19 protein-coding genes are annotated in these 21,206 nt (G+C 47.2%); 14 read left to right on the top strand and 5 right to left on the bottom strand.

Features of this window, described 5'->3' with window-relative positions; genetic code table 11:
- Positions 1-92: 92 nt before the first annotated feature.
- Positions 93-542, bottom strand: coding sequence for a flavin reductase family protein (locus AS006_RS01475; protein ID WP_101512594.1), 450 nt, complete (start codon positions 540-542; stop codon positions 93-95).
- A 50-nt stretch (positions 543-592) separates the two neighbouring features.
- Between AS006_RS01475 and AS006_RS01470 the strand changes: the two genes are divergently transcribed.
- Positions 593-838: a DUF370 domain-containing protein gene (locus tag AS006_RS01470; protein ID WP_101512593.1), complete on the top strand. Its 246-nt coding sequence runs from the start codon at positions 593-595 to the stop codon at positions 836-838.
- The gene (lgt, locus tag AS006_RS01465) at positions 835-1,704 is read left to right on the top strand and encodes a prolipoprotein diacylglyceryl transferase (protein ID WP_101512592.1); all 870 of its coding nucleotides are present in this window, start codon (positions 835-837) and stop codon (positions 1,702-1,704) included. Before AS006_RS01470 ends, lgt begins: the two co-directional genes overlap by 4 nt.
- Here the strand turns inward: lgt and rdgB are convergent.
- Entirely contained in the window at positions 1,652-2,236 is a 585-nt protein-coding gene (rdgB, locus tag AS006_RS01460) for an RdgB/HAM1 family non-canonical purine NTP pyrophosphatase (RefSeq protein ID WP_101512737.1), read from the bottom strand. The genes lgt and rdgB overlap by 53 nt on opposite strands.
- A gap of 125 nt (positions 2,237-2,361) precedes the next feature.
- On the opposite strand from rdgB, the gene AS006_RS01455 reads away from it, so the two are divergent.
- The 5 genes from AS006_RS01455 to AS006_RS01435 are packed head-to-tail and all read left to right on the top strand — an operon-like array spanning position 2,362 to position 7,609.
- The gene (locus AS006_RS01455) at positions 2,362-2,907 is read left to right on the top strand and encodes a bifunctional nuclease family protein (RefSeq protein WP_101512591.1); all 546 of its coding nucleotides are present in this window, start codon (positions 2,362-2,364) and stop codon (positions 2,905-2,907) included.
- Positions 2,888-3,706 (top strand): polyprenyl synthetase family protein, encoded by an 819-nt coding sequence (locus AS006_RS01450; RefSeq protein ID WP_101512590.1) that lies wholly within the window; start codon positions 2,888-2,890, stop codon positions 3,704-3,706. The genes AS006_RS01455 and AS006_RS01450 overlap by 20 nt, the downstream gene beginning before the upstream one ends.
- On the top strand, positions 3,703-6,012 hold the full coding sequence (locus AS006_RS01445; protein WP_101512589.1) for a hypothetical protein: 2,310 nt from the start codon (positions 3,703-3,705) through the stop codon (positions 6,010-6,012). Before AS006_RS01450 ends, AS006_RS01445 begins: the two co-directional genes overlap by 4 nt.
- On the top strand, positions 6,012-6,818 hold the full coding sequence (locus AS006_RS01440) for a tol-pal system YbgF family protein (protein ID WP_233185584.1): 807 nt from the start codon (positions 6,012-6,014) through the stop codon (positions 6,816-6,818). The genes AS006_RS01445 and AS006_RS01440 overlap by 1 nt, the downstream gene beginning before the upstream one ends.
- 2 nt (positions 6,819-6,820) lie before the next feature.
- Positions 6,821-7,609 carry a DUF368 domain-containing protein gene (locus tag AS006_RS01435; protein WP_101512587.1) on the top strand — a complete coding sequence of 263 codons (789 nt, stop codon included), beginning with the start codon at positions 6,821-6,823 and terminating at the stop codon, positions 7,607-7,609.
- Here AS006_RS01435 and ruvA read toward each other — a convergent pair.
- From ruvA to AS006_RS01420, 3 genes are read right to left on the bottom strand one after another with little or no spacing between them, the layout of a single operon-like run.
- Entirely contained in the window at positions 7,586-8,152 is a 567-nt protein-coding gene (ruvA, locus tag AS006_RS01430) for a Holliday junction branch migration protein RuvA (protein WP_199167261.1), read from the bottom strand. The genes AS006_RS01435 and ruvA overlap by 24 nt on opposite strands.
- Positions 8,149-9,444 carry a folylpolyglutamate synthase/dihydrofolate synthase family protein gene (locus tag AS006_RS01425; RefSeq protein WP_101512585.1) on the bottom strand — a complete coding sequence of 432 codons (1,296 nt, stop codon included), beginning with the start codon at positions 9,442-9,444 and terminating at the stop codon, positions 8,149-8,151. The genes ruvA and AS006_RS01425 overlap by 4 nt, the downstream gene beginning before the upstream one ends.
- Positions 9,445-10,626, bottom strand: coding sequence for a phosphopentomutase (locus tag AS006_RS01420; RefSeq protein ID WP_101512584.1), 1,182 nt, complete (start codon positions 10,624-10,626; stop codon positions 9,445-9,447). It lies immediately after the preceding gene.
- A 96-nt stretch (positions 10,627-10,722) separates the two neighbouring features.
- Between AS006_RS01420 and leuS the strand changes: the two genes are divergently transcribed.
- The 7 genes from leuS to AS006_RS01385 are packed head-to-tail and all read left to right on the top strand — an operon-like array spanning position 10,723 to position 21,188.
- Positions 10,723-13,197 carry a leucine--tRNA ligase gene (gene leuS / locus AS006_RS01415; protein ID WP_101512583.1) on the top strand — a complete coding sequence of 825 codons (2,475 nt, stop codon included), beginning with the start codon at positions 10,723-10,725 and terminating at the stop codon, positions 13,195-13,197.
- A gap of 9 nt (positions 13,198-13,206) precedes the next feature.
- A complete protein-coding gene (locus AS006_RS01410) occupies positions 13,207-13,833 on the top strand; it encodes a redox-sensing transcriptional repressor Rex (RefSeq protein WP_101512582.1) in 627 nt (208 codons plus the stop codon).
- Positions 13,834-14,055, top strand: coding sequence for a DUF4911 domain-containing protein (locus AS006_RS01405; protein ID WP_015919012.1), 222 nt, complete (start codon positions 13,834-13,836; stop codon positions 14,053-14,055). It abuts the gene before it with no gap.
- Positions 14,052-14,519, top strand: a complete 468-nt coding sequence (locus AS006_RS01400; RefSeq protein ID WP_101512581.1) for a YqeG family HAD IIIA-type phosphatase — start codon at positions 14,052-14,054, stop codon at positions 14,517-14,519. Before AS006_RS01405 ends, AS006_RS01400 begins: the two co-directional genes overlap by 4 nt.
- Positions 14,506-15,720: an adenosylhomocysteinase gene (locus AS006_RS01395; RefSeq protein ID WP_101512580.1), complete on the top strand. Its 1,215-nt coding sequence runs from the start codon at positions 14,506-14,508 to the stop codon at positions 15,718-15,720. The genes AS006_RS01400 and AS006_RS01395 overlap by 14 nt, the downstream gene beginning before the upstream one ends.
- Positions 15,717-19,013, top strand: a complete 3,297-nt coding sequence (rgy, locus tag AS006_RS01390; protein ID WP_233185594.1) for a reverse gyrase — start codon at positions 15,717-15,719, stop codon at positions 19,011-19,013. The genes AS006_RS01395 and rgy overlap by 4 nt, the downstream gene beginning before the upstream one ends.
- A gap of 3 nt (positions 19,014-19,016) precedes the next feature.
- Positions 19,017-21,188 carry a sodium-translocating pyrophosphatase gene (locus AS006_RS01385; RefSeq protein WP_101512578.1) on the top strand — a complete coding sequence of 724 codons (2,172 nt, stop codon included), beginning with the start codon at positions 19,017-19,019 and terminating at the stop codon, positions 21,186-21,188.
- The last annotated feature ends 18 nt before the right edge of the window (positions 21,189-21,206 follow it).

Raw genomic sequence — 21,206 nt, 5'->3', positions numbered from 1 at the left:
CTGAATCACCTCCCAATCCACAGTATGCATGCTAGCTGTTCAGGATATTTTCAAAACTGTTAAAAAAATGAAGGCAGGGAGTTCCCTGCCTTCTATATCAGTCTGTGTTCTCCGAACAGAAGTGGTGGTTCATCTTTCAGCACCTTTTGTCTTCTCACCGTTCCAACGTAGACGATGTGATCTCCCGCTTCGAACCTGCCCGTCTTTTCACACTCAAGGTATGCGATCGTTTCCTCTGGAATCGGAAGGTCTCCTTCACTCATTGTGTATGGGTACTTTTTGAATTTGTCGGTAGTTCTCCCAGAGACTGTTCCGAAGTACTCTGCGATTTCTTTTGCGTCCTTTCCGAGTATGCAGACGGCGAAAGAGTCTGCTTTGTCGAGGAGTTCCCTCGTGTACCTCGTCTTTCCTATGGAAACGGCCACCATGGGAGGTTGCCAGGACACCCTCGTCACCCACGCCACGGTGATGCCATTCAGTTTACCGTCGACGTTCACAGTTACTATGGCGGTAGAGGTATAAAGCTTTCCCAATGCATCCATCATTTCACCCCCCAGAAAATGGTATCATACACCATGATGGAGGTGAAAGTGTGAGTTTTGTTTCCTTTGGAAGAAAGGTCTTCCTTCCTCGAGAACGAATCGTTGCGGTGATGCCCGTCAGCACCGCCATGGAAAAGAAGTTGAAAAATATCGACTTTTACGCAAACAAAATAATAAACGCCACTTTCGGCAAGCAGGCGAAAACGGCGGTCATCATGGACAGCGGTCACGTGGTGCTCATTCCCACAAGGTACAAGATAGCGGTTCGTGTCATATGGGGAAGGAGGAGAAGATGAAGAGAGTCCTGATAACGTTATTGATCGTTCTTGGAGTTTTTCTTCTTTCGATCTTTCTTGCGAAGGTGTTCAGTGGTGAGGTTCTTGTGAGAAGGTACATCTTCAGAATCGGCGGTTTTGAGCTTCGATGGTATTCAACGCTTATCCTAACAGGATTTCTCCTCGGCTATTTCCTGGCCAGAAGGAGAGCAAAGGAAGAAAGAATCGATGTGGAAGAGTTCGACGAACTGGTCTTCTACGGGACGATTTTCGGAATTGTGGGTGCCCGACTTTATTACGTTCTCTTCAACCTGAAATACTACAGGAGTTTCTGGGACGTTTTGAAGATCTGGGAAGGTGGCCTTGCCATACACGGAGCCATAATCGGTGCTTTGATGACGGGCTTTCTCTACATCGTTTTTAAGAGGCCTTCCTTTTCCTTTTTGCAGGCAACGGATCTTTTCACCTCCGTTCTTCCACTGGGACAGGCGATAGGCAGATGGGGGAACTTTTTCAACTACGAGGCCTTTGGTGTGCCAACGAATCTTCCCTGGAAGATGTTCGTGCCCGAACCTTACAGGCCCGTTCTGTACAGGGATTACTCCTTTTTCCATCCGACCTTTCTGTACGAATCTATCTGGGATCTTCTGGTGTTTTTTTTGTTGAGTGTGTATTACAGAAAATACCGAAAGAGACCGGGGGAGATAACCTGCCTTTATTTTCTTTTATACTCCCTTGGAAGGATCATGATAGAAAGGCTCAGGGTCGATAGTTTGATGATGGGTAACATAAGGGCCGCCCAGCTTTTGAGCGCTGTTTTGATTCTTCTGGGTTTCACAGGCTTTCTGATTCTGAGATCTTCGAGAGTATCGAAAACAGTTTTCTGAAAGCCCTGGACCTGTGGCTGAGTTTTTTCTTGAGTTCGGGCATTTCACCAAAGGTCCTGTCGTACCCCTCCGGTACAAAGAAAGGATCGTAGCCAAACCCACCTGTTCCTCTTATCTCTTCGGCGATATAACCTTCTACCCTGCCTTCTACAGAAACGAGAAGATTTTTTTGAGGGTCGAAGAACGTGGCATTACAGACAAAAGCGGCTTTTCTGTCTTTACCTTCCAGCATTTTCAGAATTGTTTTCATTTTCTCCTCGTAGGTGTATTCTTCCATGAAGCGAGCGGACATAACTCCTGGAAATCCTCCCAAAGAGTAGATAACAAGCCCAGAATCATCGGCTATCACGGGAGATTTGAGTTTTTTCCCATAAACGATCGCCTTTTTCACGGAGTTTTCCAGGAAGATCTCTCCGTCCTCGATCACTTCGATTTTTTCCGGAGAGGGTAAGACCTCTACCCACTCTGGAGCGATTTCTCTGATTTCTTCGACTTTATGTGGGTTTGTAGTGGCAACGTAGATTTTGAACATACCCACCATAACCCCTCCTTTTTCAGTTTGATCAACGTCCATTTTAATTCAAAAATTTTGCCACCATCTGAAATTTGGTTGTAGAATATCTCTGGAGCGGAAAAATCTGGAGGGAGGGAAACGTATTGAAGAAGGCCTGGGTGAAGGCTCTTGTTCTAGACAGGGTGAGCAACACACCCGTTGTAATACTGGGGATAGAAGACACCAGCAAGGTACTTCCCATCTGGATAGGAGCGTGTGAAGGTCATGCCCTTGCACTGGCTCTGGAAAAGGTGGACTTTCCCCGTCCTCTGACGCACGATTTACTCCTGAGCATACTTGAGTCTCTTGAAGCTCGAGTGGAAAAAGTCATAATACACTCTTTGAAGGACAACACGTTTTATGCCTCCTTGATACTTCGAGATCTCACCTACACCGACGAAGAGGACGAGGAGGCTGCCCTCATAGAGATCGACTCCAGACCATCCGACGCAATAATACTGGCCGTCAAAACCGGTGCAACCATCTTTGTATCCGAAAACCTCGTAGAAAAGCACGCTATCGAACTGGAGATAGGAGAAGACAAAAACGAAGAGGAGGAATTCAAAAAGTTCATCGAAAATCTCAACATAGATGTGTTCAAGCAGATGATAGAGAAGAAGAGGGAAGAAGATGAAGAAGGAAACGATTGAAAAAAGAATAGAAGAACTGGTAAAGCCACACTTCAACCTTCTCACCGAGAACGCGATGCAGTACTCGGTCACAGCGGGTGGTAAGAGGATTCGTCCTCTCCTCGTGCTCACCGTGGGTGAGGATATCGGGCTGGAAGAGGAGCGTCTCATCGATGTCGCAGTCGCTGTGGAGCTATTCCATACGGCTTCTCTCATTCACGACGATCTGCCCCCCATAGACAACGCGGATTTTCGCCGGGGGAAGCCTTCCTGCCACAGGGCCTATGGTGAAGGGATCGCACTCCTTGCGGGCGATGGCCTGTTCTTTCTGGCCTTTTCACAGGTAGCGAAGGCCAGAGAACCGAAACTCTTTGAAGAATTCTCAGAAACAGCGTACAAACTTCTTCTGGGCGAGGCCATGGACGTTGAATTCGAAAGGCAAGAAAAAGAGATCTCAACAGAAATGGTAGAAAAGATGTACGCTTTCAAAACGGGCGCACTGTTTGCCTTTTGTTTTTCCGCTCCTTTTCTCCTAAAAGGCCTCAACCACACCTTTGTAAAGAAACTCGGTGAGAGGTTTGGAGTTGCTTTTCAGATATACGACGATTTGAAGGATGTCCTTGGCTCACTCGAGAAGTTAGGAAAAGATGTAGGGAAGGATGTTAAAAAGGTCACGCTGGTCAAAAAGATGGGGGTTCAGAAGGCAAAGCAACTTGCCGATAAATACTACGAGGAGGTACTGGAGGCTCTGAAATCAAAAGGACTTTATAGAACCTTCGATTTCCTGGAGAATTTGAAGAAAATGGTGGAGGAAAGATGAACTTGCTGAAAAAGGTCCTGGAGATTCTGTTGAGAAGGAAAATCGTTCTTATATCGTTCTTTGTCGTTCTGGGAGCAGTTTTGATACTGTTCTTTCTTTTTCAGAAAGAGGCTTCCCTCAGGGTTGGGAAAGAGGGAGTAGAATCGGGTTTCATCAACCTCAAAGTGGAAGTACCGAGCGGGGCTTTTGGAAAGCAAAAAGTTCTGAAAATAACCAGAATATCCGGTGATGAGAGAAAAAAGTATTCCGATGCGTTCATAGGTGACCTCTACAAGGTAGAATTTGCCGACGGAGTGAACGAATTCGCTTTAAAGCCTATTCATCTCAAATATTATTTTGACTCCCAGTACTTCAGGGGTGAGAACTACAACAATCTCGCCCTAGCCTACGCAACAGACGATGGAGGATACCGGATCATTCCAGGTTCAATGATAGGAAAAGACGAAAGAGGATACTTTGTTGAGGCTTACACCTATCATCTTTCTGTTTTCGGCCTGGTGATGAAAACTGCTGGTTTTCAGAAGCACGGTGTGACCCTTCTGAGAGAGATGGTAACCAGTCCCGCTCCGGCTGTCCTGATAGTGCCGGGGGAAGATCCTACCTTCAAAGGTTCCGTTGGTGATGGTAACATATGGGAGGCCGTGTTTTCCGATCGAACGCTGATGATCTATGAGTACGCCCTTTACGATTCGAGATCACTTTCCTACAGTGAAGCGTACAGGGAATTTGTGAAGAAGGAAGGGCGAAGAAGCTTCATCGACTTTGAAGCAGACTTTCTCTCGAAAGAACTGCTCGAACTTTCGAGGTACGATTTCGACATTCTTGCCCATGGAACAGGTGGTTTGATTGTTTTGAGGATGCTTCAGCGCCATCCTGAGGTGAAGAACGTCAGAAGAGTCGTTCTTTTTTCTACTCCTGTCCGTGGAACCAACGTGGTCAACCCACTGTACTTTTCCTCGATGTTTTTCGAGAAAGATCCGGAGGTGCTCAGTGGTATCTTTGGAGTGGAATGGACGAAGTTGAAGATGATGACGCTTCACATCAGAAACCTCATAGATACTCTAGGAGAGGTGGCACTAGAAATCCTGCCTGACTCTTCGCTGATAAAACAGCTGGAAAATTTCAACAGGAAGGATGTAGAAATATTTTCCATCTGTGGGGACACTCCCCCCTACGGTGTCGATGTTTCGAGAACTGAACTAGAAAAGTTCTATCCAGAGTTTGTGAAAGAAAACGGCGATGGATTTGTTTCCATCCAATCGTGTAGAATAGGCAAAACCTTGCAGTTAAAAGGAGACTTCTACGATCTTTACTCGCAGAGAGAAAACCTGGCGCGGGTAAAGGAACTTCTGAGCTACGAAACTCCCGCTTTCTCCGGATTCAAAGATGACAGTTACAGAGAGTACCTGCCGGTGCAAAATCCAGAGATCTCTTCAGAGAACCTTAGTACCCAGCCTCAGGAGGAAAAAGTAGCCGTTGAAAAGGAAGTGTTCCCTCAAAAGTTTCAATCGAAGAGTTTCCTGGGGCGGGTTCGATCGCTGACACTATCTTCCTACACAGCAGGATCGGCTCTTGGGAAGGATGTGTATGTCGCCATCGGCTTGGGTGTTCTGATGTGGGACAGAGAGATGTTCAGAGGAAGCGTGAAATTTTTCAAGAAGGTGGACGGTTACATCTCTTTTTTGAGTGAAGGCGATATATACCTGATAGACAGAGTGGGAATAAGTAGGTACGCACCCTTTCCTGTGAACGTTGATGTAGAAGATGCTTTGATGACAAAAGATGCCATTCTTTACGCACAGATGGTTCCAGGCGGTGTGAGGTACTATCTCTTCAAAGATGGAAGAGAGAAACTTCTTGCCACTTCACCTGGAAACGGAGTCTCCATAAAAGAAGAGAATGGAAAGTATCTACTTTTGAGTAACAAGGAGATCATCGTTCTCGATGAAGGTTTCGCTGAAGAAGAAAGGGTACTGAGTTCTTTATTTGGAGCTGGTGCAGACATAGTTGATGGAACTTTTGTGGATGGCGTCCTTTACATACTTTTGAGCGATGGTTCTGTTGTTTATATTTCAGGGGAAAACATGAAGATCAGACAACTGATGCTCTCTGTTCCAAGAAAGATTCTGCGTTTTCAGGAAAAGATATTCGTCATCGGTGAAAATGAGGTGATAAACATAACAGAAGGAGTCAGGCAGAGTTTCACAAGAAAGATCGTTGACGCATTTGCGGGTGAGGAAGGAATTTTCATTGTGTTTGAGGAGAAGGTGGGAGTATCTCTGGAAGAATGGCGTGTAGAAGGTTGATGCTCCTTTTTTTTCTCCTGTTTTCTTTGACGATTTTCTCGAACGATCTTTACACAAACGCCCTGAACGCCTACCTCGAAGGAAATTACAGAAGGGCGTTGGGGTTGTTCGAAGAATCCCTTCAGAAAGATCCGACGATCGAGGAAAGAGATCCTCTTGTGAAGTTGAAAATGGGAATATGCGCTTACGCGATAGGTGACTACGAGAAGGCAAGGACCTATCTATCGAACTTTCCAGACAACGTGATAGCCATAGAGATATTGAACAGACTCAACGTTCCACAGGAAGAGTGGGAAAAGTACGTTAGGTCGAAAGCACCGTCCGGAAAGTCGGAAACCGCCGAAACATCGAAGGGTTTTCCCACTTGGCTTTCAATAGTTGTTTCAGGTGGAACATTCCTGGTCGTCTTTTTCCTGCAGAGGTTGCTTATCAAGCGCATCACAAGAACACCAGAAACTGCAAAAGAAACAGAGGAGACACTCGAAGAATCTGAAGTCATTCCAGAGGAAATTCCCGCTCTGGAAGAGAAAAAAGAAGCAGATGAGAGGCTCGATGTTCTTGAAGAACTTCTTGGAAGAATTCAGGAGGAAAATATTGGAGAGGAAAGCCTTGATGTGGAAGAGGCTTTGAAAAAAGCAAGAGAAATCTACGAAAGCTCCGAGGAAGTACCTGATGACCTGACAGCTGAAGAAGCAAATCTGGATGTAGAGGAAACTCTCAAAGAACTTGAAGCCAAGGAAGAGTACACCGAAGAAGATACTAGAAAACTCGTTCTGGCCTTGAAAAAGAAACTAAGGGAGGAATAAAGGTGTGGTACTTCCTTTCTGGTGTCCTCATGGGAGTAGCGAACATCATACCGGGAGTCAGTGGGGGAACCATTGCGGTTTTGATGGGTATATACGACAGGCTGATAGAGGCGATAAATTCACTGTTTTCAAGAGATTTCAAATCTTTGAAGATTCTCCTTCCCGCTGGATTTGGGCTGCTTGTTGGAGTGTTCGGATTTGCCAGACTCCTTGAGATCTCTCTGATCAGATATCCTGTTCCGACTCACTTCTTCTTCGTTGGTCTTGTGATCGTCAGTTTTTTGAAGGCAAAGGAGTTTTTTTCTCTTTCTTTGAAGAATCTGATTTTTTTCATTCTTGGTATTTTGTGTGTCCTTCTGCTTTCTTTTTCAGGTGGTACTGAGAGCGAAGAAGGACTTTTCGTTCTTCTTGTGGCAGGTTTTGTGGCTGCAGCAGCGATGGTAGTGCCTGGTATCAGTGGTTCTCTGATTCTTCTGATGTTCGGTGTGTACGATTCCATTCTCTCGATGGTTTCCCATCTTCTCATCGATAAATTGCTCGTTTTTGGTTCGGGTGTTGTCCTCGGGATTTTTGTTTCTATAAAGGTCATGGGATTTCTCCTGAGAAGATTCAGAGAAGAGACCTACGGTGTCATAGGGGGGATGATACTGGCGTCTCTCTACCGCGTGTTCCCGAAAGAGATCGTTCTGGAAGACCTTTTTCCGTCCATTCTGGCTCTTTCTGCATCGCTCGTTCTTGGGTTTTTGCTTTTGAAACTGGAAAGAAAATTATCTGCGGCTCAGAATCCTTAATGCTTCTTTGATAACTTCAGACGTGGACATACCGTCCTTGAGCACTTCCTTTATGGCCTTTCTTGCCTGTTTTTCTGGATAGCCAAGGGAAACCAGGGCCTCCAGGGATTCATGGTAGGTCTTCATGTCTTTTAGTACTGTGCTTTCGAATTTTTCCTTCAATTCCATGACGATTCGCTCGGCGGTTTTTCTGCTTATTCCTGGAATCTTTGAAAGCCCCTCAACATCTTGGGAGTTGATCATCGATATCAGGGTGTCCGCGTCTTCACTCGAAAGTATCTTCAGGGCCGTCTTCGGGCCAAGCCTTGAGACTTTCATCAGAGAAAGAAAAAGTTCCTTCTTTTTCTTATCCGAAAATCCATAGAGGGCAACACCATCCTGAGAGACGCTCAGGAACGTGTACAGATAACATTCCCTGTTTTCCTCGAGTTCCTCACATGTCTGTGTATCGCACGCAATTTCGAAAACTATGCCGGAGTTTGTTGAAATAAAAACGGTGTTTCCGTTCTTTTCCACCACTTTTCCGTAGATCCCGGCTATCACAGGTACCACTCCTCACCGATCTTTCCTGTCTCGAGGTACTCTCTGACGTAACCCACAAGAAAGAGCGAGCCGCTGACGACGGTTACTGATTTTTCGTCGGCGATCTTCAGCGCTTCGAGGGGATCCTCGATGATTTCGACGTTTCCCAGTATTTCCTTTGCAATCGCGACAAACCCATCGAGATCCTTCATTCTGGGTGAAGGAACCTGTGTGAGGATGATTCTGTCGAAAACGTTCCTGAATTCTTTCAAGATGCCGGCTCGATCTTTGTCGTCCAGCACTCCGATTATCAGATTCAGGGGCTCTTTGAAATACAGTTTCAGCGATTTCACAAGAGACCTCGCAGCGTGGGGATTGTGCGCTCCATCCAGAACGAATCTTTTTCCGTCTTTTTCAATCACTTCGAATCTTCCAAGGTTTTTTGCCTTCTTCAAACCTTCCCGGATTGCCGACTCGCTCACCGAAAGATCGATCGCCTCCAGCGCCTTCAAAGCAACTCCTGCGTTCGCCAGTTGATGAGGTCCGTTCATCGTCAAAGCAAGATCTTTTAACACTTTTTCTCCCAAGTAGTTGAATCTGTTTTCGAAGAGTTTCAACGATTCAACCTCCACGGTGAAATCTCTGTTGAAAGCGAATACTTTTGATTCCTTCTTTCTTGCCACCTCTTCTATCACTTTCAGTGCCTCTATCTTCTCTTCTCCGGTGACAACGGGGGTTCCGTTTTTTATTATCCCGGATTTTTCCCAGGCGATCTGTTCGATGGTGTTTCCCAGCACCTTCTCGTGATCTCTATCCACTGTAACGATGACCGAGCAGAGTGGGGATACGACGTTTGTGGCATCCAGACGTCCTCCAAGCCCCACCTCCACAACGGCCACATCAACATTTTTTTCTGCAAAGTAGAGAAAGGCCATCGCCGTGACCGTCTCGAAAAAACTGGGAGAAAACACTTCGTCCTCATCCAGACGTTTCAAAACGGGTTCCATTTGCTGGTAGATCGTTTCCACATCATTCTCGGAGATGAACTCTTCGTTCAACCTGATCCTCTCTCTGAAGGTGCTGAGATGTGGTGAGTAATACGAACCCACCCTGTATCCCTGTGATATGAGAACGTTACTGATCATGTTTGTGACGGAACCTTTGCCGTTTGTTCCTCCAACATGAATGACCTGGTACTTCGTGTGGGGATTTCCGAGAAGTGAAAGAAGCAGAGAGATCCTCTCAAGACCCGGTTTTATCTTACCCATGGGGCGCTTGTGGTAGAGATATCTCAAAACGTCCAGGTATCCCATTTATCGACTCTCACCCCATATCAGATTTTTGAAGGACGTTCCATTTTCCAGGAGAGGTACACCGAACATGTCGGCGATCGTCTGTCCAAGATCCGCGAAGGTTTTTCTGACTCCAATGTACACATCGTTCTTCAATTTCCTGCCGTACCCAAGGAGGGGAACCATCTCCCTGGAGTGGTCCGTTGAAGGTGTCGTCGGATCGCATCCGTGGTCCGCTGTTATGAACAGCACATCATCTTCTTCCATAACCTGGAAGATCTCAGGAAGTCTTTCATCAAACTCTTCGAGGGCTCTCGCGTAGGCGACATAGTTGTTTCTGTGACCGTATTTGGTGTCGAAGTCCACCAGGTTCGTGAACACCAGGCACCTGTGTCTTTTTTCTTTCATGAGAAGGATCGTTTTGTCTATTCCATCGCTGTTGTCCTTTGTTTTGTAATTTTCCGTAACACCTCTTCCAGCGAATATATCGGCTATCTTACCCACACCGTAGACGGGTATGCCGTTCTCTGTAAGGATGTCAAGAAGGGTTCTGCCCTCCGGTTCCAGTGAAAAATCCTTTCTCTCTGGTGTTCTGATGTAGTTGGGCCACTCTCCGGTGAACGGTCTTGCGATGACCCTGGCCACCTTGTACCCCTTCTCGTCCAGGAGTTCTCTCGCTATTTGGCAGTATCTGTAGAGTTCTTCCAGAGGTACGATTTCTTTTTTTGCGGCTATTTGAAACACACTGTCGGCGGAGGTGTAAACGATCAATGCTCCTGTTTTTTCGTGTATCGGTCCCAGTTCTTTTATTATTTCCGTTCCCGATGCGGGTCTGTTTCCTATCACCCTTCTTCCTGTTCTTCTTTCGAACTCTTCTATCAGTTCCTCTGGAAATCCTTCCGGAAAGAGGTCAAACGGTTTTTTCAGGATGACACCGGCTATTTCCCAGTGGCCTGTGGTTGTATCTTTGCCAGGGCTCTTCTCCATCATCTTTCCGTAAACACCCTCAGACGGTTTCACTGGTTTAACCCCCGGTATGTTGTCCAGATTGCCAAGTCCAAGCCTTTCCATGTTCGGCAAATGGAGTCCTCCCACTGCCCTTGCCGTGTTCACGAGTGTGTTGCTTCCTTCATCACCGTACAGATGGGCGTCTGGCATCGCACCGATTCCGACACTGTCCAGAACGATCAGAACCACTCGCATACTCTCATCTCCTTTTTCCTGAAAGATTCTATCACGAAGCACTGAGGAATTTGATATTATTATGTAGAGAGTAGAGAAAAATCAGGAGGTGCGTCTATGAAGGAGTATAAGCCCCAGGAAATAGAAGAAAAATGGCAGAGAGTCTGGGAAGAAGAAGGAGTGTTTCACACTCCGCAACGTTCCGAAAAACCAAAATACTACGCTCTTGTAATGTTTCCCTATCCTTCGGGAACACTCCATGTAGGCCATGTGAAGAACTACGTCATAGGAGACATCGTTGCTAGGTACAAGAGGATGAGAGGATACAACGTTCTCCATCCGTTCGGCTACGATGCCTTCGGATTGCCTGCGGAGAACGCGGCGATCGAGAAGGGAATACACCCCGAGGAGTGGACCAGGAAGAACATCTCCACCATCAGAAAACAGGTGAAGAAACTGGGTATAAGTTACGACTGGAACAGAGAAATTGCAACCTGTGACGAGGAGTACTACAAATGGACTCAGTGGATATTTCTTCAACTCTACAAGAACGGTCTTGCCTACAAGAAAAAGGCGGCCGTCAACTGGTGTCCAAAGTGCAAGACCGTCCTTGCCAACGAACAGGTGAAGGATGGAAAATGTGAAAGATGTGGAACGGGTGTGACCATAAAGCACCTTGAACAGTGGTTCTTCAAAATAACCGATTATGCGGAAAGACTGCTGAACGATCTGGAAAAGCTTACTGGTTGGCCCGAACACGTCAAGACGATGCAGAGAAACTGGATAGGAAAGAGCACGGGTGCAGAGATAGAGTTCCCCGTTGAGGGATCGGACACGAGAATAAGAGTCTTCACAACAAGACCTGACACGCTCTGGGGTGTCACCTTCATGGCGTTGGCACCGGAATCTCCACTCGTAGAAGAACTGGTGCCCGATGACAGAAGAGAGGAACTTCAGGCGTTTCTAGAACGTGTAAAACAGCAGGACAGATTCAAGAGAACGTCTGTGGAAGCGGAAAAAGAAGGGTTCTTTCTGGGAAGGTATGTGGTGAATCCGGTGAACGGAGAGAGAGTACCCATCTACGTTGCAAACTACATACTCATGGAGTACGGAACGGGTGCCATCATGGGGGTGCCGGCTCACGATCAGAGGGATTTTGCTTTCGCCAGAAAGTATGGAATACCCATAAGGGTGGTTATAAAACCTGTGGATGGAGAGCTCGATCCGGATAAAATGGAAGAGGCATACGAAGGCGAAGGAATCATGGTGAATTCTGGACCTTTCACAGGAACTCCAAGTAAAGAAGGCATTGAAAAGGTTATAAACTGGCTCGAGGAGAAAGGAATCGGTAAGCGGTCGGTTCAGTACAAACTCAGAGACTGGCTCATATCCCGTCAGAGATACTGGGGGGCTCCCATTCCCATCATCTACTGCGAAAAGTGCGGAACCGTTCCGGTTCCGGAAGAAGATCTTCCGGTCAGACTCCCAAAGGATGTGGAGTTTCTCCCGACCGGGCAGTCTCCCCTCTCTTTCCACGAGGGCTTCAAGAGGACAAATTGTCCGATTTGCGGCGGAGAAGCCCAGAGAGAAACTGATACCATGGACACGTTCGTTGATTCCTCCTGGTACTTCCTCAGGTATGTGAATCCACATCTGGATGACAAACCCTTCGAACCGGACGATGTGAACTACTGGCTCCCCGTGGACCAGTACATAGGTGGAGTGGAGCACGCCATCTTGCATCTGCTGTACTCGAGGTTCATAACCAAAGTACTTCACGACCTTGGATATCTGAATTTCGACGAACCTTTCACCAATCTCTTCACTCAGGGAATGATATACAAAGATGGTGCCAAGATGTCGAAGTCGAAAGGGAACGTGGTATCCCCCGACGACATGATAGAAAAGTACGGAGCAGACACCCTGAGGATGTACATACTCTTCATGGCACCTCCGGAAAAAGATGCCGAGTGGAGCGATGCGGGTATCGAAGGAGTGCACAGATTCATCAGAAGACTCTGGAACACATTCTACACAATTTTGCCGCACGTGAAGGAAGAAACTGCTGAAGGGCTTTCGTTGACAACCCCCGTCGAAAAGGAACTCAGAAGAAAACTGCACAGCATCATCAAAAAGGTGACAGAAGATATCGAAGGCGGATTCAAGTTCAACACGGCCATCAGTGGTCTCATGGAACTGGTCAACCACCTGAATCAGTACCTGAACGGTGTACCAGAAGATCGGTGGAACAAAAAACTTCTGAGGGAGATCGCGGAGAATCTCACACTGGTTCTATCACCGTTCGCACCGCATCTGGCGGAAGAGTTCTGGCACGAGCTGGGACAGGAGAGTCTCGTTGTTCAGCAATCGTGGCCATCCTACGATCCAGAAGCCCTTGAGGTCGAAGAAATGGAGATCGCCATTCAAATAAACGGAAAAGTGAGAGACAAGATCCTTGTTCCGGTGGACATCTCAGAGGAAGAACTGAAGAAGATGGTGATGGAGAGAGAAAGAGTCAAAGAATACGTCGATGGAAAGACCGTGAAGAAGTTCATCTACGTGAAGGGAAGAATAGTGAATATCGTGATATGAGGTGATAGGATGGCAGAGAAGATTCCAAAGCCCGTATCGAAAAGACTGGTCAGCTATTACATGTGTCTTGAAAGGTTGATCGATGAGGGGGTCGAGGTGGTCTCCTCGGAAGAGCTCGCAAAAAGGCTTGATCTCAAGGCAAGCCAGATCAGGAAAGACCTTTCTTATTTTGGAGAGTTCGGAAAACGTGGCGTTGGATACAACGTGGAACATCTCTACAACGCAATAGGAGAAATACTCGGAGTCAAGAAAGAATGGAGGCTCGTTGTTGTGGGGGCCGGAAACATCGGACGGGCAATAGCCAACTACGCCGTTATGCGTGAAAAGGGTTTCAGGATTGTCGGGATATTCGATAACGACCCCTCGAAGATCGGAAAAGAAGTGGCACCTGGTTTGATCGTGAAGGACGTGGACGACCTGGAAAGGTTTGTCGGAGAGGAAGGAGCAGAAATAGGTGTCATCGCAGTCCCTGCTGATCACGCTCAGAGTGTGGCGGAAAGACTGGAAAAGTGTGGAATTCTGGGTATTCTGAACTTTGCGCCGGTCAAGATCAAAGTCTCCGTTCCCGTTGAGAACATAGATATAACGGCAGCTTTGAGGGTTCTCACCTTCGAGATCATAAGGAGGAACGGATGAATGGAGTACGACATATACGTGAGAGTATCCAAAGAGGATGTTCACCTTCTGAATTATCTTCTGGAAGTTGAAGAGCACATGTTCAACATCAGGAAATACGAAGACGGTATTTTGAGAATCATCACCCCCTTTCCAAAAGAAGCGATAGAACTTCTGGAAGGATGTAAAGAAATGGTCGATCTTGAGATCATCGATGTGAGGGAGAATCCTGGAGAAGCATGAAGAGACTGACGCGTGTGAAGAAGGTGGAAGACATCAACTTCGATGAACTGATTCGAAGGGGGTACAGATATTTTCTGTTCGACTTCGACAACACCCTTGCTCCTTGGAAAGAGAGTGAACTTCCAAAGGAGAAAAGAAAGATCCTGGAAAAACTGTCGAGCAAAGCACGGGTGGTGATCGTCTCCAACGGCAAGCCGAGGAAAGTCGAACTTCCAGCGACGTTCATCTGGAGAGCGGGAAAACCTTTGAGTTTCAAAGTGTGGAGATTTTTAAAGAAAGAAAAGATAGATCCCAGACGCTGTGTGATGATAGGAGACCAGCTTTTCACTGACGTTCTGATGGGAAAGATTCTTGGTTTCCACGTGATAAAAGTGGAACCGATCAGTCAGAAAGAATTCTTTGGAACGAAGATATTGAGATTCTTTGAGAAGATACTGGAGGGACGATACGATGAAGACGGGTGAGATGAAGATAAACTGGGTTTCCAGGTACATGCCTTTGCTGAACGAGATATCACGGGAATTTTCTGAGAAAAGGCCTCTCGAGGGTGTGACTGTTGGTATGAGCATACATCTAGAAGCGAAAACGGCCTATCTTGCACTCACACTCGCAAAACTTGGAGCAAACGTTGTTGTCACGGGAAGCAACCCTCTTTCCACACAGGACGACGTGGCAGAGGCTCTCAGGAAAAAGGGAATCACCGTCTATGCGAAGAGAACTCACGATGAAGATGTCTACCGGAGGAATCTCATGAAAGTGCTCGATGAAAGCCCCGATTTCATAATAGATGATGGCGGAGATCTCACGGTCATAGCACACACCGAAAGGACCGATGTCCTTGAGAACCTGAAAGGAGTCTCTGAAGAAACCACAACCGGCGTGAAACGCTTGAAGGCTCTTGAAAAATCCGGGAAATTGAAAGTACCGGTTGTGGCTGTGAACGATTCGAAGATGAAGTTTCTCTTCGACAACAGGTATGGAACGGGACAATCCACGTGGGATGCCATCATGAGAAACACGAATCTTCTGATCGCCGGAAAAAGGGTGGTAGTGGCCGGTTACGGCTGGTGCGGAAGGGGAATCGCCCTGAGAGCCTCCGGCCTTGGTGCAAAGGTGATTGTAACGGAAGTGGATCCCATCAGAGCGGTGGAAGCGATCATGGATGGCTTCGAAGTGATGCCGATGAAAGAGGCTGTAGAACTGGCCGATTTTGTTGTGACGGCCACGGGAAACACTGATGTACTCACCGAGGAAGATATTCTGTCACTCAAAGACGGGGCAGTTCTGGCCAACGCGGGCCATTTCAACGTGGAAATTCCTGTAGAGACACTCGAAAGGCTTGCCGTTGAGAAGTTCGAAGCGCGTCCGAACGTGACGGGTTACGTGTTGAAGAATGGAAAAACGGTCTTTCTCCTTGCCGAAGGCCGACTGGTCAACCTTGCGGGTGGAGACGGACATCCCATCGAAATCATGGATCTTTCGTTCGCCCTTCAGACTTTTGCCATACTGTATCTTCTGGAAAATCACGCCAACATGAAACCAAGAGTTTACACTCTCCCGCCCGAAGTGGATGAGAAGGTGGCCATGATGAAACTAAAATCCATGAACGTGAGAATAGACAGCCTGACGGAGAAACAAAGGAGGTATCTGGAGAGTTGGCAGTGAATTCGAAGTACCACCATTCTTGCATAAACTGCGGAGGGGTGAACACCGACGAGAGAAACGAGAGGGGACTTCCGTGTGAAGTGTGTCTTCCCGAGGAATCCCCTTTTGACATTTATGAAGCCCTTCTTGAGAGAAGAACGTTGAAGGATTATCGTTTCTATCACAGATTCTGGAATGAATACGAGGACTTTCGGAATTTTTTCAAGAAAATGTTTGGAAAAAATCTAACGGGGTATCAACGTTTATGGGCAAAAAGAACGATCCTGGGAAAAAGTTTCACGATGGTAGCACCAACGGGTGTGGGGAAAACGACGTTCGGGATGGTTGCCTCCCTGTGGCTTGCCAAGAAAGGAAAAAGATCTGCACTCATCTTTCCCACAGTGACACTGGTTAAGCAGACCCTCGAAAGATTGAGGAGCATGTCAGAAGACGTAAAAATTGTGGGATTTTATTCCTCAATGGGAAAGGAAGAGAGAAAGAGATTCGAGGAAAGTTTTGAAAAGGATGACTACCACGTACTGGTCGTTTCCACACAGTTCGTCTCCAGGCACAGAGAAGAGCTCTCCAGGAAGAAGTTCGATTTCGTTTTCGTGGACGATGTGGACGCAGTCCTCAAGGCCTCCCGTAACATAGACACCCTCCTCATGATGGTGGGAATCCCGGAAGATGTCATAAAGAAGGCACTCTTTGCCATCAAACAGGGAAAGATCTATGAAAGACCAGACAACTTGAAAACAGGAATCCTGGTGGTTTCCTCCGCCACGGCCAGGCCACGCGGCATCAGGCCCTTGTTGTTCAGAGATCTTCTCAACTTCACCGTTGGAAGGCTAGTTTCTGTCTCCCGCAACATCACGCACGTGAGAATTCCCAGAAAGTCCAAAGAACGTTTGATGGAACTGCTCAGAATGTTCAAAGACGGTGTTTTGATCTTCACGCAGACGGAAGAAGAGGGGAAAAATCTGGTCGATTATCTGAAAGGTCAGGGGATAAAGGTCGAGGGGACCTGGGAAAGGTTCGAGGAAAATTTCGATGCATTCAAAAACGGTGAGATCAATGTTCTGGTGGGTGTACAGGCGTATTATGGGAAACTGACAAGGGGAGTTGACCTTCCAGAGAAGATAAAATACGTTGTCTTTTGGGGAGTTCCCTCCATGAGGTTTTCTCTGGAACCCGATAAAGCTCCGCAGTTTGTCCTCACCAGGCTCCTCAGAGAATCAGGCCTGATAAAAGGTAGAGAGGCGAACGAGGAGAAACTCAGAGAACTCGCAAAATCACATTTTTCTCAGGAAGAATTTGTAGAAAGAGTGAAAGAGATCTTCAGGGGCTCTGCCGTGAGAGGGAAAGAACTCATCATTCCCGATATTTACACCTACATTCAGGCTTCTGGAAGATCATCGAGAATACTGAACGGTGTTCTCGTAAAGGGTCTGGCCGTGATCTTTGAAGAAGACGAGGAAATCTTCGAATCTTTGAAAACCCGTCTTCTCCTCGTAGCAGAGGAAGAGATCCTTGAGGAATCGGAAGCGGATTGGGAAAAACTCGTTCGTGAGGTGGAAGAAAGCAGAAAGAGCTTAAAGAAGGAATTTTCCGACACTTCCCGTTCTCTCCTGATAGTCGTGGAGTCGCCAACCAAAGCGGATACGATTTCGAAGTTTCTGGGAAAGTCCTCTTCCCGAAGAGAAAAAAATATCCTGGTCCATGAAGCCGTAACGGATGAAGGAATCATTCTGTTCACAGCAACAAGAGGACACGTTTACGATCTTGTCACCAGAGGAGGAATTCATGGGGTTGAGGAAAAAGACGGTATTTTCGTTCCTGTTTACAACTCTCTGAAAAGATGCAGAGATTGTGGATACCAGTTCACAGAAGATCGAGAAGAATGCCCCATCTGTTCTTCAAAAAACCTCGATGACAAAACTGAGACCCTCAGAGCACTGAGGGAGATATCGCTTGAGGTTGATGAAATCCTGGTGGCAACAGACCCCGATGTCGAGGGAGAGAAAATATCCTGGGACGTGATGCAGTATCTGATACCCGCCAACGGATCTCTGAGAAGAATTGAAATGCATGAAATCACAAAATACGGCTTCAAAAAGGCAAGAGAGAGTGTTCGTTTTGTCGATTTCAATCTGGTGAAGGCGCAGGTAGTGAGAAGAGTTCAGGACAGATGGATCGGATTTGAGTTGAGTGGAAGACTTCAAAAACAATTCGGCAAACTAAACCTTTCGGCGGGCAGGGTCCAGTCAACGGTTCTGGGATGGATAGTAGATCGAGAAGAAGAGTACAGAAAAAGCGAAAAGGACTTCACTCTCATCACGCTGGAAAACGGCGTACAACTCGAAGTTGAAGGGAAAGTGGCCGTCGATGCCATCAGCGTGTCGAAAGTGGAAGAAACAGAAGAAGACATTACCCCTCCTCCACCTTACACGACTTCTTCTGCGCTCTCGGAGATATCCCAGAGGCTCAGACTGGGTGTTCAGGAGACGATGGATATTCTCCAGGATCTCTTTGAGAAAGGCTTCATCACCTACCACAGGACCGACTCGATCAGGGTCTCACTGGAAGGCCAGAACGTAGCACGCAGCTATCTGAGAAAGATCGGCAAAGAAGAACTCTTCACAGGAAGGAGCTGGTCAACCGAGGGGGCACACGAGGCCATCAGACCGGTGAAACCCATCGACGATAAAGAAATCGAGGAAATGATGGAAGAGGGGCTGATAACGGACCTGACAAAGAAGCACCTGAGGGTTTACTCGATCATATTCAACCGCTTTCTGGCCAGTCAGTCTTCACCCATGAAGGTGAAAAGGCAGTCAGTCTCTTTCGATGTGGAAGGAAAGGAATTGAAGAAGGAATACGTGGTGGAAATTCTGAAGGACGGCTGGAATCTCTTCATGCCGTTAACAATTTCTCCACGATTCGAACACAGAAGCTACAGAATTCTTGAAAGAAAGATTTACAAAAAACACACGGTACCTCTCTTCACTCAGGCTTCTATAGTGGAAGAGATGAAGAAAAGGGGAATTGGCAGACCTTCAACTTATGCAAAAATAGTAGAGGTACTCTTCAAAAGAGGATACGTGTACGAGGATAAATACAGGAGGATCAGACCAACGAAGCTGGGAGTGATGGTCTATTCGTTCCTCAAAGAAAGATACGAAAGGTTCGTAACAGAAGAGACTACTCGCAGACTGGAAGAGATCATGGACAGGGTGGAAAAGGGAGAAGAGGATTATCAATCCACACTCAGGCTTTTGTACGAGGAAATAAAATCTCTCACGGAGGAGGGGTAATGTATGTGGCTGCTCTTTCTCGTTCCTCTGGTTGCACTGGGATTTGCCGCTGCAAACTTCGCCGCCGTTGTTAAAAAACCAGAGGGTACAGATCGAATGAAGGAGATATCTTCCTACATTCGAAGTGGGGCGGATTCGTTCCTTGCGCACGAGACCAGGGCTATCTTCAAAGTTGCCATCGTAATAGCGATACTTCTCATGATCTTCACAACATGGCAGACGGGTGTGGCGTTTCTTTTGGGAGCCGTGATGAGTGCTTCTGCTGGTATCGTGGGAATGAAGATGGCCACAAGAGCAAACGTCAGAGTGGCAGAGGCAGCCAGAACAACGAAGAAGATAGGACCCGCGTTGAAGGTGGCTTATCAGGGTGGAAGTGTCATGGGACTTTCCGTCGGTGGGTTTGCCCTCCTTGGACTTGTTCTGGTTTACCTGATCTTTGGAAAATGGATGGGACAGCTGGACAATCTCAATATATACACCAACTGGCTTGGGATAAACTTTGTTCCTTTCGCCATGACGGTCTCTGGTTACGCCCTTGGGTGTTCCATCATAGCCATGTTTGACAGGGTTGGAGGAGGAGTTTACACGAAGGCAGCGGATATGGCGGCTGACCTTGTTGGAAAGACAGAACTGAACCTTCCTGAAGACGATCCAAGGAATCCCGCCACGATAGCAGACAACGTGGGAGACAACGTGGGAGACGTTGCTGGACTGGGAGCGGACCTTCTGGAAAGTTTCGTTGGTGCCATAGTGTCTTCCATTATCCTGGCTTCTTACATGTTCCCGATATACGTTCAAAAAATCGGAGAAAACTTGGTTCATCAGATCCCGAAGGAGACCATCCAGTCCCTCATCACCTATCCGATTTTCTTCGCATTGGTTGGTCTTGGATGCTCCATGCTGGGGATACTCTATGTAATCGTGAAAAAACCATCTGACAATCCTCAGAGGGAACTCAACATCAGTCTATGGACTTCCGCGATTCTCACAGTTGTTTTGACAGCTTTTTTGACGTACTTCTACCTTAAGGACGCTCAGGGCCTGGATGTTGTCGGCTTCAGGTTCGGTCCCATATCCCCATGGTTCTCGGCGATCATAGGAATCTTTGCGGGAATCCTGGTTGGATTTTGGGCTGAGTACTACACAAGTTATCATTATAGACCAACCCAGTTCCTCAGCAGATCCTCCATCGAAGGCACAGGAATGGTCATCTCTAACGGTCTTTCCCTTGGAATGAAGAGCGTGCTTCCTCCCACTCTAACGCTCGTTCTCGGTATTCTCTTTGCAGATTACTTTGCAGGGCTCTACGGTGTTGCGATCTCCGCTCTTGGAATGCTTTCCTTCGTTGCAACCTCCGTTTCTGTGGACAGTTACGGACCAATAGCGGATAATGCAGGTGGAATAAGCGAAATGTGCGAGCTGGATCCTGAGGTGAGAAAGATAACGGATCATCTCGACGCCGTGGGTAACACAACAGCCGCTATAGGAAAAGGATTTGCCATTGGTTCTGCTATCCTGGCTGCCCTTTCTCTCTTCGCTTCTTACATGTTCTCGCAAATCAGTCCATCGGATGTTGGAAAACCACCTTCTCTCATACTCCTTCTGAACATGGTAGATGCAAGGGTGATAGCGGGTGCACTACTTGGAGCGGCGATCACCTACTACTTCAGTGGTTACCTAATCTCTGCGGTCACGAAGGCCGCCATGAAGATGGTGGATGAGATCAGAAGACAGGCAAGAGAGATTCCTGGTCTTCTGGAAGGAAAGGCAAAACCAGACTACAACAAGTGTATTGAAATCACCAGCGATAACGCTTTGAAGCAGATGGGATATCCTGCTTTCATAGCGATTCTCACACCTCTTGTGACAGGATTTCTGCTTGGACCGGAGTTCGTCGGAGGTGTGTTGATAGGAACCGTTATCAGTGGTGCCATGCTCGCTATTCTGACGGCAAATTCCGGAGGAGCCTGGGACAACGCCAAGAAGTTCCTCGAAGCGGGTAATCTAGAAGGATACGGTAAGGGATCTGAACCGCATAAGGCCCTTGTCATAGGAGACACGGTGGGAGATCCACTCAAGGATACGGTGGGTCCTTCTCTCGATATTCTCATAAAGATCATGTCGGTGGTTTCGGTGATAGCGGTCTCCATCTTCAAACACATTCATCTGTTCTAAAAGGAGGGGGCTTCAGCC

The sequence above is a fragment of the Thermotoga sp. SG1 genome (assembly GCF_002865985.1).
Taxonomy (GTDB): Bacteria; Thermotogota; Thermotogae; order Thermotogales; family Thermotogaceae; genus Thermotoga.
The sequence above is the reverse complement of the archived record's forward strand: the minus strand, read 5'-3'. Positions and strand labels throughout refer to the sequence as shown.

Bases quoted from the DNA above. Each gene is read 5' to 3' on its own strand.
- AS006_RS01445 (WP_101512589.1), top strand. From the start codon at position 3,703: ATGAACTTGCTGAAAAAGGTCCTGGAGATTCTGTTGAGAAGGAAAATC.
- AS006_RS01395 (WP_101512580.1), top strand. From the start codon at position 14,506: ATGAAGACGGGTGAGATGAAGATAAACTGGGTTTCCAGGTACATGCCT.
- AS006_RS01385 (WP_101512578.1), top strand. From the start codon at position 19,017: ATGTGGCTGCTCTTTCTCGTTCCTCTGGTTGCACTGGGATTTGCCGCT.
- lgt (WP_101512592.1), top strand. From the start codon at position 835: ATGAAGAGAGTCCTGATAACGTTATTGATCGTTCTTGGAGTTTTTCTT.
- AS006_RS01425 (WP_101512585.1), bottom strand. From the start codon at position 9,444: ATGGGATACCTGGACGTTTTGAGATATCTCTACCACAAGCGCCCCATG.
- AS006_RS01405 (WP_015919012.1), top strand. From the start codon at position 13,834: ATGGAGTACGACATATACGTGAGAGTATCCAAAGAGGATGTTCACCTT.
- AS006_RS01450 (WP_101512590.1), top strand. From the start codon at position 2,888: ATGAAGAAGGAAACGATTGAAAAAAGAATAGAAGAACTGGTAAAGCCA.
- AS006_RS01410 (WP_101512582.1), top strand. From the start codon at position 13,207: ATGGCAGAGAAGATTCCAAAGCCCGTATCGAAAAGACTGGTCAGCTAT.
- AS006_RS01440 (WP_233185584.1), top strand. From the start codon at position 6,012: ATGCTCCTTTTTTTTCTCCTGTTTTCTTTGACGATTTTCTCGAACGAT.
- rdgB (WP_101512737.1), bottom strand. From the start codon at position 2,236: ATGTTCAAAATCTACGTTGCCACTACAAACCCACATAAAGTCGAAGAA.
- AS006_RS01475 (WP_101512594.1), bottom strand. From the start codon at position 542: ATGGATGCATTGGGAAAGCTTTATACCTCTACCGCCATAGTAACTGTG.
- AS006_RS01420 (WP_101512584.1), bottom strand. From the start codon at position 10,626: ATGCGAGTGGTTCTGATCGTTCTGGACAGTGTCGGAATCGGTGCGATG.
- leuS (WP_101512583.1), top strand. From the start codon at position 10,723: ATGAAGGAGTATAAGCCCCAGGAAATAGAAGAAAAATGGCAGAGAGTC.
- AS006_RS01400 (WP_101512581.1), top strand. From the start codon at position 14,052: ATGAAGAGACTGACGCGTGTGAAGAAGGTGGAAGACATCAACTTCGAT.